Genomic DNA, 14,734 nt, shown 5'->3' with positions numbered 1-14,734 from the left:
AGGTTGTGGTCATGAACCATAAGAACCTGTTTGCAAAGTCAGCTGTGGCAGCTGCAGTGGCGCTCGTCTCTTCTCACGTCTACGCCGCAGGCTTTCAACTTAACGAATTCTCAGCAATCGGCCTGGGCCGCGCCTATTCCGGTGAAGGCGCCATGGGTGATACCGCCGCCTCTGCCAGCCGTAACCCAGCCACCATGGCCCTGATGGACCGCCCTTCTTTCTCCATCGGTGCCGTCTATATCGACCCGGAAGTGGATATCAGCGGTAACAGCCCGACCGGCAACAGCCTCAACGCCAGCAATATTGCGCCAAACCAGTGGATCCCGAACATCCATTATGTGCATCCGATTAACGATCAGTGGTGGATTGGCGCCTCGGCCACCTCGAACTACGGTCTGGCCACCGAATTTAATAACGGTTACACCGCGGGCGGCTTTGGTGGCAAAACCGATCTGATGACCGGCAACTTCAACCTCAGCACCGCTTATCGGTTAAATGATAACTTCAGCTTCGGCGTTGGCTTTGACGCGGTGTACGCCAAAGCGAAAATTGAGCGCTACGCCGGTGAAGCCGGTGCCCGCGCCGGTCTGCCGGCCGATACCCAGGTCGCGCATCTGAAAGGTGACGAATGGGGCTACGGCTGGAACGCCGGTATCCTGTATGAAGTGGATAAAAATAACCGCTTCGGCTTCACCTATCGTTCCAAAGTGAAGATCGACTTCGACGGCGACTATAAGAGCAATATCCCGCGCGCCTTTAACGGCACGCCGCAGGCGATTGCGCTGGGTCTGCCGTATGGCACCAGCGGCGCCACCATTCCGGGTTCGCTGACGCTGAACCTGCCGGAAATGTGGGAAGTGTCCGGCTGGCATAAAGTGGCGCCACAGTGGGCGGTGCACTACAGCCTCGCTTATACCAGCTGGAGCCAGTTCCAGGAGCTGAAAGCCACCGGCAGCAACGGCCAGACGCTGTTCTATAAAGATGAAGGCTACCGTGATGCATATCGCATCGCGTTAGGTACCACTTACAACTACGACGATAACTGGACGTTCCGTACCGGTATCGCGTTTGATGACAGCCCGGTGCCGGCGGATAAACGTTCCATCTCGATTCCGGATCAGGATCGCCTGTGGCTGAGCGCCGGTGCATCTTACGCCTTCACGCCGGACGCGTCGGTTGATGTCGGTGTTTCCTATATGCACGGTCAGCACGTGACGGTGAAAGAAGGTCCTTATACCTTTAATTCCGAAGGTAAGGCCTGGCTGTACGGCGCTAACTTTAACTACAAGTTCTGATAATCAGTGCAGCGGCCCATGCGGGTCGCCAGCTGAAAACAAAACGGCGACCTGTTGGTCGCCGTTGTCATTTATTGAGAGTCGATATCTTTTAAATCGTCCTGAATCGCGCTGGCGTTCGGATTCTCCTCCGGCTTCAGCTTGCCGCCGCTGGCGAGGAAATCGTTACGCTGGAAATAGGCGTTGCGGATAAAGGCGTACGGATCCTGCTGCTGTCTGAGCAGGCCGTCGGAATCAAGCAGCTGCGCGCGTGTTTCCACCCCTTCCAGCGTCCATTTACCGATCGACATCGGCCAGGTAAGCCAGCTCAGCACCGGATAAAGCGTATCGACGTAGTCGCCACCATCCTGACGCACAGTAAAGCTGCCGTAACCTGGCAGCACCACGTACGGACCGTAGCCAACACCATAACGGCCCAGCGTGCTGCCAAAGTGGTGCGGCACTTCACGCGCCAGCTGGGGATTGGCTTTGCCGGCGACGTCGATGAAACCGCCAAGGCCGAGCACGGTATTCAGGAAGAAACGGGTAAAGTGAATGCCCGCCTGACGCGGCTCGCCGACCAGAATCGAGTTTACCATGCTGGCCGGTTCATCAAGGTTACCGAGGAAGTTGCTCAGCCCGGTACGGGCCGGCACCGGCACGTAATCACGCCAGGCAACCGCCACCGGACGCACCACATAGGGATCCAGCACGTTGTAGTTGAAGTTAAACATCGTGCGGTTGAACCCTTCGAGCGGATCGCTGCGCTGCGCAGGCGTCGTCTCGTCGGCCGGTTTGGAACTGGCACATCCCACCAGCAGTAAACTGGCCAGCGCCAGGCCGGTCAGGCGATTATTCATTCTTCTCTCCCTGTGCAGATAAAAGGTGTATCGCTTCAGGGCTGCTGCTGATTGACCTCAACAGCCATCGGCTGGTGACCATCCCAGGGGGTGACCGCGCTTAAACCAAACCAGTCGCCGGACTGCGGATTAGCACTACCATCGCGCGAAATGCGCACCCTGACCTGCACCTGATGCTGCGCCGAAAGCAGGCGATCCGGCATCATGGCGTTGCTGTCATCCAGCGTAAGCGATAGCGGGAAGTGGCTGAGCGGTAAACGCTTTACAGCCACAGGCACCGGTGAAACACCGTCAGACACAGAAATATACAACACTCCGCCCGGCGGTAACATTTTTTCTGCCTCTGGCGTTAAGCTCACCGTCAATGCCAGCTGGCTATTTTGCTGTCCCGCGTCGGTTTTCGCTTGTTCAATGCTGCGCTCGATCATGGTAATGCGTCGATCGCCGGCCGGCAGCAGCTTCAGCATCACCTGCCACGCGCCAATCGCTTCGCCATACTGCTGCTGCTCAAAGGCATTGAACGCCAGCAGACTGAGGGTGCGCACGTTGCTGTGGTCGCGCTTCAGCAGGTCTTTCAGCAGCATATTGGCCTGGCGGTTATCCTGCGGATCGCTGGAGCGCGTCAGCACTTCGGCATAATCCTGCTGAAGTTCAAGGTTGTCCGGCGCCAGCTGCAAAGCGTGCTCAAAGGCCTGGCTGGCATCGGTGGCGTTGTTCAGCACCATGCCGAGGCGACCCAGCATCGCCCAGTCATTGAGGTTTTGCGGATCGTTTTGCAGCGAGGTGCGCAGGCCGAGCTGCAGACGCGCCAGCTCTTCCATGGTCAGCGGCTGCGCATTGGGATCCATCACCCGCGCGCGCAGCGCCGGGTACTCCTGCTGCACGCTCTGCCAGCCCGCCAGCTGGGCGAGACCACCGGTTTTCAGATAGACGCCCACCGACACCAGCACCAGGACGATCACGCCCGGCAGCAGCACCCAGCGGCTGCTGTGATGCGCGCGTGCCGCCGCGTCGCCGGGCACGTCAGTCAACAGCGTTTGCTGCAGTTCGCGCACCATCTCCGGACGTTCACTGACCACGCCCTCGGCTTCATCATGCTCCAGCTCGCGCAGACGCTGCTGATAAAAATCGGTATTGAGACGATCGCGATCGCCGCTGCTGGCCTGACGCTGCCGCCAGCCGGCACCGACAAACAGCGCCGTCGCCGCCGCCAGTAAAATAATCAGGGTAATCCAGAATCCAGTCATTACGGCTTCCCGTCACGCTTTAGAATCGCCGCAAGGCGCTGTTGTTCATCGTCATCCAGCTCGCTGCGCGCGTTGCCGCGTCGGCTGCGCAGAATAATAATCAGCCCGCCAAGCACCACAAACAGCGCCGGCCCAACCCACAGAATCAGCGTCGACGGCGTCACCGGCGGTTCATAAGTGACGAAGTTGCCGTAACGCGCCACCATATAATCAATGATTTGCTGGCGGCTCTGGCCCTGCTTCATCAGCTCATACACTTTCAGCCGCATGTCGGCGGCGATCATCGCGTTGGAGTCGGCAATACTGTTGTTCTGGCACTTCGGACAGCGCAGCGATGCGGTGAGCTCACGATACTGCTCCTCCTGCTGGACCGAATCGAACTGATAAGTATCGATCGCGGCCCACAGGCTGGTGCTCAGCAGCAGACCCGCGAGCAGCATAAGCAGCTGTTTCATACGCCCGCCTCCTTGCTGTATTTCTGCCACAGCGGCTTCACCTCTTCATTCCATACCCGGTCGTTCATGTCGCCGGCGTGGCGGTAACGGATAATGCCGTGGCCATCAATCAGGAAAGTCTCCGGCGCGCCGTAGACGCCGAGATCCAGACCGAGCATGCCGTCGCCGTCATACAGGCTCAGCGCATACGGATTGCCGAGCGTGTTAAGCCAGGTGACGGCTTTGCTGCGGTCGTCTTTGTAGTTGAGGCCAACCACGCGAATGCCCTGCTCCGCCAGCGTGTTGAGATATTGATGCTCGGCGCGGCAGGTCGGGCACCAGGTGGCCCAGACGTTCAGCAGCAGCGGTTTGCCATCGGTCAGCACCTGCTGGTTATAGATTTTACCCGGCTGATCCAGCGCTTCGAGTTTAAACACCGGCACCGGTTTACCGATCAGCGCCGATTCGAGTCGCGTAGGATCGTCACCGCTGGCGTTGCGCGTCAGCTGCCACAGCAGCGCTGCCGCCAGCAGCAGAAACAGGACTAAAGGAATAAACAGGATCTTTTTATTCATGCCAGTTCCTCGCGCTGCGCTTTTTTGCGCGAGCGATAGCGCGGATCGAGCAGGCACAGCAGGCCGCCCACCGCCATAAACACGCCGCCGAACCAGATCCAGCGCACAAAGGGTTTGTAATAAATACGCACCGCCCAGGAACCGTCATCCAGCTCTTCGCCCAGCGCCGCGTAGAGATCGCGCGTGAAGCCGCCGCTGATCGCCGCTTCCGTCATCATGGTGCGCGCTGCGGTATAGAAGCGCTTCTCTGCATGCAGCACCGCTTCTGGCTTACCGTTGCGTGTGACATCGATAATCGCCACGCCACCGCTATAGTTAGGGCCCTGCAGATTGTGCACGTCGCGGAAAATAAAGTGATAGTTGTGGATATCCACGCTGTCGCCGGCCTTCATGCGCACGTCACGCTCAACGCTGTATTGGGTGCTGAAGGCAATGCCCACCACCGTCACCGCCACACCAAGATGGCCCAGCACCATGCCCCAGTGGCTGCGCGACAGATGGCGCAATCCCGCCAGAAAACGGTGCCGATGGGTAGCGCGTTCGTGCAGTTCCATCAGCGTCAGCAGGATCACCCAGATGGCCATCAGCAGGCCAATCACCGTCATCGCTTCGATGCGATCCTGCAACAGCCATGGCAGCACGATCGACAGGATCAGCGTCACCAGCAGACCCACGCCGAGCCGCTTCCACAGCTTTTGCGGCTCATCGCGGCGCCAGCGCACCAGCGGCCCGATGCCGAGCATCAGCGCGAACGGCGCCATCAGCCAGGTGAACATGGTATTGAAGAACGGCTCGCCAACCGAAATGCTGCCCAGCCCGAGCTGTTTATGCACCAGCGGCAGCAGCGTACCGAGCAGCACCACCAGCATTGCGGCAATCAGCAGCACGTTGTTGCCGAGCAGGAAGGATTCGCGCGACCAAGCTTCGCTCTGCACGCGGCTGCGCACCTGGCCCCCTTTCAGGGCGTACAGCAGCAGCGAACTGCCGATGACAATCACCAGGAAGGCGAGGATAAACATTCCGCGCGCCGGATCGGAGGCGAACGAGTGCACCGACACCAGCACGCCAGAACGCACCAGGAAGGTGCCCAGCAGGCTTAATGAGAACGCGGTAATCGCCAGCAGCACCGTCCATGACTTGAAGCTGCCGCGTTTTTCTGTCACCGCCAGTGAGTGCATCAGCGCAGTGCCGGCCAGCCACGGCATAAAGGACGCGTTTTCGACCGGATCCCAGAACCACCAGCCGCCCCAGCCGAGTTCGTAATACGCCCACGCGGAACCGAGCACGATACCAATAGTCAGAAATACCCATGCCGCAGTGGTCCACGGACGTGACCAGCGCGCCCAGGCGGTATCCAGCCGGCCCGCCATCAGCGACGCAATGGCAAAGGCAAACGCCACCGAGAAGCCAACATAGCCCATGTAGAGCAGCGGCGGATGGAAGATCAGCCCGATATCCTGCAGCATCGGGTTGAGGTCGCGCCCATCAATCGGGAAGTTCGGCAGCGTGCGGGTAAACGGATTCGAGGTGAGGATGATGAACAACAGGAAACCGAGGTTGATCATCCCCATCACCGCCAGCACGCGCGCCAGCGCATCCTGCGGCATGCCGCGGCTGAAAATCGCCACCGCTAATGTCCAGGTGCTGAGCAGCAGTACCCATAGCAGCAGCGATCCTTCATGCGCGCCCCAGGTGGCGGCGATGCGGTAATACACCGGCAGCAGCGAATTGGAGTTGGTGGCAACGTAGCCGACGGTAAAATCGTTGACCACAAACGCGTGCACCAGCACGAGGAACGCGGCAGCGATGCACAGGAACATGCCCCAGGTGAGCGGACGCGCCAGCGCCATCAGCCGGCCATCCTGACGCGCTGCGCCCCACAGCGGATAAATACTTAATAACAGCGCTAAGCCCAGCGCCAGACACAGCAGAAAGCTGCCAATTTCCGGCATCATGATTGCGTACCCGCCTGCTGATAGGCCGCTGCCGGTCCGTTATGATTCTTCTTCATTGCGTCCTGAATTTCCGGCGGCGTGTACTTCTCATCGTGCTTCGCCAGCACCTCTTTGGCGTTGACCAGATTGCCGTCCTCCAGCACGCCCTGCGCCACCACGCCCTGCCCTTCGCGGAACAGATCCGGCAGAATACCTTCGTAGCTGACGCTGACCACGCCGTTGGCATCATACAGTTTGAACGACACCGCCAGCGTTTTCGGATCGCGTTTGACGCTACCGGGCATCACCATGCCGCCGACGCGCAGGCGCTGTCCGGCCTCCGGCTTCTGGTGATCCTCACCTTTGCCGTAGAGAATTTCACTCGGGGTGTAGAACAGGTCGATGTTGGAACGCAGCGCGTACATCACCAGCGACGTGGCAAGGCCTAAGCCCACCAGCACCGCCACCACCACATACAGGCGGTTACGACGACGGATATTCACACGGACTCTCCTGCTGCTTCACTGGCAGCTTGTTTGGCTTTTGCCGCGCGGATGCGGCGCTCGCGGGACTGACGCTGGCGAATCTCTGCCAGCAGGCGGCGACGGAACAACACGGTGTGCAGCACCAGACCGATCAGTGGAATCAGCGTAAAACACACGGCCAGCCAGACGTAAAAGGCATAGCCGCCCATGGCGAAAAACTCGCTCCACGATGAGAAGGCAGGGGTCATGCTTTGCGTCCTCCCTGCGCCACGTCAATCGCCCACGGGCGGTGACGCTCGGTAAACAGAATCAGGTTGCGCAGACGCATCAGGGTGAGCGCACCAAACACCAGCAGATAGCCGAGAATCGACCAGCGCAGCGGCGTGCGCATGCTGGGATCGATCGCCTGTTGCAGAATGCCGGACGAGCCCTGATGCAGCGTGTTCCACCACTGCACGGAGAAGTGAATAATCGGCAGGTTAACCACACCGACCAGAATCAGGATGCCGGCCGCGCGTCCGGCGGTGCGGCGATCGTCGAAAGAGTGATAGAGCGCAATCACGCCCATATAGAGGAACAGCAGCACCAGTTCAGAAGTCAGACGCGCGTCCCAAATCCACCAGGTGCCCCACATCGGCTTGCCCCACGCCGAGCCGGTCACCAGTGCGATAAAGGTAAACACCGCACCAATCGGCGCCATCGCGGCAGCCGCCAGATCGGCCATTTTCATCTGCCACACCAGGCCGATGAAGGCGGCGATGGCCATCGAGGCATAGACGCCCATCGACCACATCGCCGCCGGCACGTGAATGTACATGATGCGGAAGCTGTTGCCCTGCTGATAATCCGCCGGCGCAAAGCCGAATCCCCAAATCCAGCCGAGCAGCAACGCGCCGACACCCAGGATTGCGAACCAGGGAATCAAGCGACCGCATAGCTGGTAAAGCCGCTCAGGCTTTGCCCACTGGTGTAACCATTTCCACATTGACATTGCTCACACTAAACAAGAATTCGGATGGCGACCTCTCTGCCGGAGGCCCGCCTTAATGCAGACTGATGCGCAGCGCGGCAGCGGTCGCAAACGGCGACAGCGTGGCGCTGACCGCCAGCATGGCGCCGAGGATCGCCAGATAACCGCCGATCGGTAACCCCTGACCGGCCGCATCAATCGCCGCGCTGGCAAAAATCAGTACCGGTATCGACAGCGGCAACACCAGTAAACTTAGCAATACGCCGCCGCGCCGCAGCCCGACGGTCAGGCCGGTGCCAATCGCACCGAGAAAACTCAGGGTTGGCGTGCCGATCAGCAGCGTCAGCGCCATTGCCCGCCAGCCAGCAAAATCCAGCGACAGCAGCAACGCCGCCAGCGGTGAGAGTAAAATCAGCGGCAGCCCGGTAATCAGCCAGTGCGCAATCACTTTGCCCAGCACGGTGATTGGCAGCGGCGTCGGCAGCAACAGCAACTGCTCTAGCGATCCATCGAGAAAGTCGTCGCGAAACAGCCGCTCCAGCGCCAGCAGCGATGCCAGCAGCGCGGCTACCCAGGCGACACCAGGCGCGATGCGCGCCAGCTGCTGCGGCTCAGGGCCAATGCCTAACGGGAACAGCGTAATCACAATCAGAAAAAACCACAGCGGATTAACCACTTCCGCGCCGCTGCGAAAGGCAATCTTTAACTCACGCTGAATAACCCGGCCAAGCATCACGCCCACTCCGATGTAAGACGAATTTTGCGCACGCGCGCCTGGCTGTCCGGCAGGTCCTGATGGGTCGTCAGAATCACCACGCCACCGTTATCGGCATGATCGGCGAAGCGCGCCATTAATTTTTCCACGCCGTGTTTATCGATGGCGGTCAGCGGCTCATCCAGAATCCACACCGGAGCCGGGCTGAGCCACAGTCGCGCCAGCGCCACGCGCCGCTGCTGCCCGGCAGAAAGCTGAGCCACCGGCACCTCTTCATAGCCCAGCAGATTGACCTGCTCCAGCGCGTCATACAGCGTGTCTTCGCTGCGATCGCCGTGCCAGAAATGCAGATTCTCCCGCGGCGACAGCACCGATTTCACGCCCGGATGATGGCCGAGATACAACAGGTTTTGCTGCCATATTTCGCGCTGCCGGCGAATCGACTGCTGTTGCCAGCGTACTTCGCCCTGCTCTGGCCGGCTTAACCCGGCCAGCAGTCGCAACAGTGAAGTTTTGCCTGCGCCGTTAGGCCCTTCGATTTGCACCACATCGCCCGCCTGCACCTGAAAACTCAGTCCGTGGAACAGGGTTCGCTCATCGCGAGCGCAGGCGAGATTAATCACTTCGAGCATAGAAGGGAGATTCATAGCAATAAATGAGGCGTGAATAATACCACACTCAAACCAGGGGCCGAAGTCTGTGCGCAAGCTCCCCCTTCCCCCAAATGGGGTATTCATGCGCATCAGATCAAGAAAGCGCTCAAAAAACCACCTTTGCTAATCTCTTGTTACTCTTAATTTGAATCTTTGTAACATTTCGCCCTTGCTAAAAGCGTCTACGCTTATTACGCACTGGCATTATCACCGGGAGAAAAAATGAAGCCATCGCCATCAAATAACACGCATGACAATGACGTGGACAGTGAAGAAAAAGAACAGGGAACGGATATCGAAGTGGACGAAGATGCCCTGCCCTCGCGGGCTGCGGCGATACATGAAGAGATTCGGCAGGACGGTGAAAAGGAGCTGGAGCGCGACGGTATGGCGCTGCTGTGGTCAGCGATTGCCGCCGGCTTATCGATGGGTGCCTCGCTGATGGCGAAAGGCATTTTCCAGGTGCACCTCGCTGGCGTGCCCGGCGCTTATCTGCTGGAGAATCTCGGCTACACCTTTGGTTTTGTCATCGTGATTATGGCTCGCCAGCAGCTGTTTACCGAGAACACCGTCACCGCCGTACTGCCGGTGATGCATAAACCCACCGGCGGCAATTTTATGCTGCTACTGCGGCTGTGGAGCGTGGTGCTGATCGGCAATTTAATTGGTACCGCGCTAGGCGCGCTGGCGTTTAATCATATGCCGATTTTCGATGACGCTACGCGCCAGGCCTTCACCGCCATCAGCGAAAAGGTGATGGAGCATACGCCGGGCGAAATGTTTGCCAACGCAGTGATTTCAGGCTGGATCATCGCCACCATGGTATGGATGTTTCCTTACGCTGGTGGCGCCAAAATTGTGGTGATTGTAATGATGACCTGGCTGGTGGCGCTGGGCGATCTGGCCCACATTGTGGTCGGATCGGTTGAAGTGCTGTATCTGGTGTTTGCCGGCACGCTGCCGTGGCAGGAGTTTTTGTGGCCGTTTGCACTGCCCACCCTGCTGGGCAACATCACCGGCGGTACGCTGATTTTTGCCCTGATCAGTCACGCGCAGATCCGTAACGACATGAGCGAAGCGGCCAAAGCCAAAGCGCGAGCCGATCAGAAGCGTAAAGAGAAGCAGGAAAAGCAGAAAGATCAGGAAAAAGCGTGATCGCCACCGCCTGATTGCTGACACTTTGAGCAAACAGGCGGCCCACGGTTAAAATCCCCTGCACGGTGCGCTATACTGCGCGCCGCACGTCTCCTTAGTTAAATGGATATAACGAGCCCCTCCTAAGGGCTAGTTGCAGGTTCGATTCCTGCAGGGGACACCAGTAACGCCTCTTCTGCTTTGGTTTACCGCTTCGCTTATTGCTCATCTCCCTCTGCCACCTCAATGCTGTTTTTCATCTGCCACAAGGTGTAAATCTGCGATCGCAGGTGTTGTTCGAGCTGACGGATAAGCTGCTGCCGCTGGGGCGCACTGGCTGGTAGCGAGTGAATTTGCCGCAATTGTTCCTCGATGGGCTCAGCCTGCTGAAAACGGGTCATCATGCCAAATACCGAGGACTTCAGCTCACTGACCGTGATGTATTTTCCTTTTTGCTCATCCAGTCCATTCAGCCGCTCGCTCAACTGTGCCAGCTTCATCATCCCCTGATGCCAGGCCGCAAGGTTTTGCGCTGGCAAAATGCTGGCCTCAAGCTGATGCTGCCACCGCGCAGATAACGAACCCGCCTGTTCCGGCCACAGCGCCTGCGCCTGCTCAACCAGCTGCTGGCCATACGCAATATTCCAGTCGGGCGCGAGTTGTTCCAGACGAGATAACTGCTGCTGCGTGTCGGCGATCAAGGCTGATGGTATGGACGTCCGCTGCCGCAGCACATCCTGCTGCTGCGACGTGAGTGTGGCAGGCACAGGAGCCAGCGATGCCAGGAGCTGAGCCTGAAGTGGATCGGGCCGGTGCAGATATTGCCAGCCGCCCACCGCCACCACGCTGATAAGCAACATGGTAAACATCCCGGCACTGAAAAGTTGCCACTGATTACGACGGGCCAATGCCGCTGTCTGCACCTTTATCTTCGGCTGATGATGCTGCTGCGCGACATACACCCATCTGGCGCTATGCGGGGTTTTCGTTTCATGCGGGAGTGCGGATATCGCCCCGGTATCTATCGTGTTGCCGGGCAAGATGTCGCTGGTCGTACCGTCACGGCTTTCCAGCCTGGCGGCACTGTTGTGCATCAGAGCACGCAATGTATCAAGCTGGCTAAGATGTTTAAGCTCCAGCCGCTGTAACACGGTCCCCAGGCGGGTAAGCAGTTGTTCAGCACGATAAAGCTGACTCAGATCGTCATAATTCAGGGAAAGGGTGCGCATCTGCTGCTGCACGCGCTGGCTCAGGCTGGTGAGAATGTCCATGCGCGCGTGAATCGGTTGCGGCCACAGCACACCCCACTGATGACTCACCAGCGCTTCCAGTAACGCCAGACCTTCATTCAATCCGACCAGGCCAGCCAGCTGCAGGCGGGCAAGCGTGTACCAGGCCGCGGTCTGCAACTCCACTCCGTTTTGTTCGAACAGCGAAAGACAGCGTTGTTCAACATAAAGCCAGTCTATATCTGGCCGTGCCGGATGGGTCAATTTGCTCAGCTCTTCACGCAGAGCAGCATAATCCGGCAGCTTACGCGGGTCGCTGCCGGTTTTAATTTTACGTTGGGAAAGATTGTTCATGGCCAGATATCCATATGGCGTAGTTGAAGCAGTGGCAATTATTATTTATGCGGCTTAACTTTCTGCATACTCAAGGGCTTGCAAATACTCCAAAGCTATCGGATCTGCAAGGTATTCCACCAGCTCATGATGGCGTTCCACTTCATCGATAATGCGACTGAGTACGATGCGGAAAAACTTTCTACGCAGGTGGATCCTATTAAACCGGTAACTTTCCAAATAGTCATGCAGGATCTTTTCAAGTGCGGGTGCGTCATCGCATGAACTCATAGCGTGAATATCAAAATAAAAAGGTACGGCAGTTCCGCTCGTTTTTTTTACGCGCTTCTTGGGTTCCAGTCGTCATTTCATGCCAATTTTGAAGACATTTTCACCGAAGGATCCAATATTCGAAATCATATGCACATGTCCCTGTTTTGTAAGCTGAACCATAGATTTGACACGTTCATATTGCTGGTGTACCTCCTGAATTTTCTGCTCCAGCGCCAGGCGCTGTCTTTCCAGCTCTTCCCTGTGGGCACCTTCGGCAGCGAGCAGGGCTTCTTCCTGTAAACACTGCTGCTCAGCAAGGCGTTACTCTTCCTCTTCCTCTTCCGCTTCGCGCTGTTGCTGGTCCAACTCATCCTGACGCTGTTTCTCTTCCCGCATCTGACGCTTAATCTCAGTCTGATACTCTTTGTCTTCCTGCGCTTTTTCAGCAGGACAACTTTATCCAGAAACTACTGCCTGACGCCTTCCCAGGCAGCATTATCTTCGAGTTCCAGAAAGGTGATTCTCTCACTAAAGGCAGAGTAAGCCTCTCTTTTCCTGATCAGCTGATCGCATTTACTTTGCCAGTTATTCTTACGAATATTTTGGGTTCGGCAATAGCAATGTGCTGCATTTTTCATCCATTTTTAAAGTAATAGTGACAATCAATAAAGGGAATGATTAGCGCTTACTGATTTAGATATTTTTACAAGTTTTCCAATCAAAATCACCACCCCCTCTAAAATTCTGTTTAGGATAGTTATCAGGCAGCGTCAGGGACCATCCTTTTAGCCTTGATACGCAAACAACAACAGGAAAAAGGGAATAATCTATTGACTCACTAATGAACTGAGATTTACCTATATTGCTCAGGAATTTATCACCTCGATTCCAAATTGCTTTTCTTAGTCGAATATTCCACTCTCGATAACTTATGCCAGCAATATATCTCCCTTGTCCATTTGCGTTTGTTTTCTTCCAATTAACCTCCCCACCATCACTTAAATATTGCCATATTGCATAGCGCTCAAGTTCAAATTGACTGGGTAATTCACTGGCGTGTGCAGAATTAACATGGTCAAGCAAATGCGGGTCTGCCAGCAACATAGCCATTGCTTTATGCATATAACCAAGCATGATTTCAGGATGCTCCGGCAATCCTTCTTCAGCATTAAACAAACTAAGATACGATAAATAAAGTGCATCATTTTGTACTGTTCTTCCGTTATCTTTAGCTGTTGCAACTATTTTTGCAGCACGATATTGCAAACTCCCCCAGGATTCTGCGCCGCTGATTGGTCTGTAACGATGAGGATAAAGATTTCCTGTAAGGAATCCTTCTGCAGATTTTAGATCCCCGTTGTCCATTGCTGAAACTGCCCGAGCATGATCGGAAAGTGTCAATGTATTATTTTTAATATTTTTTGCAGTATTGATTATAGGTATGCATCCGGAAGACATAACACTAGAAAACACCACAAAAAAAGCAGAAATCGCGACCCTTTTAATTTTATTCATGAGCTCCCCTTTACTTATATATATATTGCGTTGTTATTTGATATGGTTCAAGTGTAAGCAAGACAACTGTGCGGCCTTTTTCGTAGTCGCTCTGCCATTTTGGGCAATTTGTTATTTTGCTAACATCCAGTCCTTTATTATACCACTCCTTCTGTTTTCTCTTACATTCAGAAAGGCTTTTATAAAAATTCCTCTTGTCAGTAACTGTCTCTTCTTTATTTTTAGCCAGACCATATTGCTTTTCCAGAAATTTAGTTTGTTTTTGATAAATCTCAAGCCCCTCTTTTCCATTATCAACTCTCGCTAATTTATTTTTGTTATCATGCTGTTCATCGACTGATGCTGTAAATACGGCACCTATCAGTCCGGCTTTCTTATCAAAATATAAAATCACATGCTGGAATTCATTAGCATTCAATTCAGATGGTTCTACCTCTGCAGAGATTAGGTTAGGATCCATCCCTGCGTAGTTAATACCCTGGACTTCTAATGAGTACAACGGAATATTCCTTGCCTCATCGTAACTCATACCCCACCTTAAATTGTATGGCGCTGATGGTTCACCATCGTGATTAACACTGGCAACAGCGGCTACAAATATAGACGAAAGGAAACACGCCCCTACTATCATTAACTTTACTTTTTTCATTACCATCTCTCTTTTTAATACACCTATTTGAAATCACCTATCATTCAACAATGAATGCATCAGTGATCAACTTTTATAACATCAGTCCTTTTATCAGCCACCAATGATGAGTTGGCTACTTTAATAATTCGGACATCAACCGGGGCAAGACGGTCCTAAGCCACTATATTTCTGACATCCTAATTACAATACATGCTCCACGATAACAACATACTGGCGCAGTGGTTACTGAGTAAAAACATTAATATTAAACCCCGTAAAATTGATTAAATATTCAATCTCTTTGGGTTATCATTGCCATCTGATAGGTCACACTACTTTCAATTGGTTAAATGATTCACTTTGGCGAACAAAAATACCTTCAGGTTTCAGGATAGGATTAACACAGATTTGCTTGCTATATCTCCAATGCGTCAAATACTTTCTCATCACTAAGGAAATCAGCGCAATTTCA

15 protein-coding genes, 1 tRNA gene and 1 pseudogene are annotated in these 14,734 nt (G+C 55.2%); 3 read left to right on the top strand and 14 right to left on the bottom strand.

All coding sequences use genetic code 11. The features are described from left to right. The first annotated feature begins 11 nt into the window (after positions 1-11). Positions 12-1,295 (top strand): long-chain fatty acid transporter FadL, encoded by a 1,284-nt coding sequence (gene fadL, locus H7K56_RS11485; RefSeq protein WP_021509151.1) that lies wholly within the window; start codon positions 12-14, stop codon positions 1,293-1,295. A 71-nt stretch (positions 1,296-1,366) separates the two neighbouring features. Here fadL and mlaA read toward each other — a convergent pair whose 3' ends face one another. The 10 genes from mlaA to ccmA are packed head-to-tail and all read right to left on the bottom strand — an operon-like array spanning position 1,367 to position 9,126. After that, positions 1,367-2,134 carry a phospholipid-binding lipoprotein MlaA gene (mlaA, locus tag H7K56_RS11480; protein ID WP_021509150.1) on the bottom strand — a complete coding sequence of 256 codons (768 nt, stop codon included), beginning with the start codon at positions 2,132-2,134 and terminating at the stop codon, positions 1,367-1,369. A 35-nt stretch (positions 2,135-2,169) separates the two neighbouring features. Further along, positions 2,170-3,381, bottom strand: a complete 1,212-nt coding sequence (gene ccmI, locus H7K56_RS11475; protein WP_058769878.1) for a c-type cytochrome biogenesis protein CcmI — start codon at positions 3,379-3,381, stop codon at positions 2,170-2,172. After that, positions 3,381-3,836 carry a cytochrome c-type biogenesis protein gene (locus H7K56_RS11470; protein WP_021509148.1) on the bottom strand — a complete coding sequence of 152 codons (456 nt, stop codon included), beginning with the start codon at positions 3,834-3,836 and terminating at the stop codon, positions 3,381-3,383. The genes ccmI and H7K56_RS11470 overlap by 1 nt, the downstream gene beginning before the upstream one ends. Further along, positions 3,833-4,390: a DsbE family thiol:disulfide interchange protein gene (locus H7K56_RS11465; RefSeq protein WP_010617464.1), complete on the bottom strand. Its 558-nt coding sequence runs from the start codon at positions 4,388-4,390 to the stop codon at positions 3,833-3,835. Before H7K56_RS11465 ends, H7K56_RS11470 begins: the two co-directional genes overlap by 4 nt. Then, the gene (locus H7K56_RS11460; protein ID WP_058769877.1) at positions 4,387-6,345 is read right to left on the bottom strand and encodes a heme lyase CcmF/NrfE family subunit; all 1,959 of its coding nucleotides are present in this window, start codon (positions 6,343-6,345) and stop codon (positions 4,387-4,389) included. The genes H7K56_RS11465 and H7K56_RS11460 overlap by 4 nt, the downstream gene beginning before the upstream one ends. Further along, a complete protein-coding gene (gene ccmE / locus H7K56_RS11455; protein WP_021509145.1) occupies positions 6,342-6,827 on the bottom strand; it encodes a cytochrome c maturation protein CcmE in 486 nt (161 codons plus the stop codon). The genes H7K56_RS11460 and ccmE overlap by 4 nt, the downstream gene beginning before the upstream one ends. Continuing rightward, positions 6,824-7,057 (bottom strand): heme exporter protein CcmD, encoded by a 234-nt coding sequence (gene ccmD / locus H7K56_RS11450; protein ID WP_031280028.1) that lies wholly within the window; start codon positions 7,055-7,057, stop codon positions 6,824-6,826. The genes ccmE and ccmD overlap by 4 nt, the downstream gene beginning before the upstream one ends. After that, positions 7,054-7,794, bottom strand: a complete 741-nt coding sequence (locus H7K56_RS11445; protein ID WP_058769875.1) for a heme ABC transporter permease — start codon at positions 7,792-7,794, stop codon at positions 7,054-7,056. Before H7K56_RS11445 ends, ccmD begins: the two co-directional genes overlap by 4 nt. Positions 7,795-7,852: 58 nt before the next feature. Beyond that, positions 7,853-8,512 carry a heme exporter protein CcmB gene (gene ccmB / locus H7K56_RS11440; RefSeq protein WP_058758454.1) on the bottom strand — a complete coding sequence of 220 codons (660 nt, stop codon included), beginning with the start codon at positions 8,510-8,512 and terminating at the stop codon, positions 7,853-7,855. Next, the gene (gene ccmA / locus H7K56_RS11435) at positions 8,512-9,126 is read right to left on the bottom strand and encodes a cytochrome c biogenesis heme-transporting ATPase CcmA (RefSeq protein ID WP_150361569.1); all 615 of its coding nucleotides are present in this window, start codon (positions 9,124-9,126) and stop codon (positions 8,512-8,514) included. The genes ccmB and ccmA overlap by 1 nt, the downstream gene beginning before the upstream one ends. Before the next feature lie 243 nt (positions 9,127-9,369). On the opposite strand from ccmA, the gene H7K56_RS11430 reads away from it, so the two are divergent. After that, entirely contained in the window at positions 9,370-10,302 is a 933-nt protein-coding gene (locus tag H7K56_RS11430) for a formate/nitrite transporter family protein (protein ID WP_150361571.1), read from the top strand. Positions 10,303-10,390: 88 nt separating this feature from the next. Then, a tRNA-Arg gene (locus H7K56_RS11425) sits at positions 10,391-10,465 on the top strand. 34 nt (positions 10,466-10,499) lie between these two features. Here the strand turns inward: H7K56_RS11425 and H7K56_RS11420 are convergent. From H7K56_RS11420 to H7K56_RS11405, 4 genes and pseudogenes are all read right to left on the bottom strand, one after another. Continuing rightward, positions 10,500-11,864 carry a VasL domain-containing protein gene (locus tag H7K56_RS11420; protein ID WP_150361573.1) on the bottom strand — a complete coding sequence of 455 codons (1,365 nt, stop codon included), beginning with the start codon at positions 11,862-11,864 and terminating at the stop codon, positions 10,500-10,502. Positions 11,865-11,918: 54 nt separating this feature from the next. After that, positions 11,919-12,706: pseudogene (locus H7K56_RS11415) on the bottom strand (GIY-YIG nuclease family protein); the annotation flags it as partial. Positions 12,707-12,809: 103 nt separating this feature from the next. Beyond that, complete coding sequence (locus H7K56_RS11410; RefSeq protein WP_310736061.1) at positions 12,810-13,574, bottom strand: transcriptional regulator; 765 nt, start codon at positions 13,572-13,574, stop codon at positions 12,810-12,812. Positions 13,575-13,641: 67 nt separating this feature from the next. Beyond that, positions 13,642-14,280: a hypothetical protein gene (locus H7K56_RS11405; protein WP_150361574.1), complete on the bottom strand. Its 639-nt coding sequence runs from the start codon at positions 14,278-14,280 to the stop codon at positions 13,642-13,644. Between the last annotated feature and the right edge of the window lie 454 nt (positions 14,281-14,734).

The organism is Pantoea dispersa (genome assembly GCF_014155765.1).
In the GTDB taxonomy this organism is placed as follows: Bacteria; Pseudomonadota; Gammaproteobacteria; order Enterobacterales; family Enterobacteriaceae; genus Pantoea; species Pantoea dispersa.
This window is presented reverse-complemented; position numbering and strand designations above follow the sequence as displayed.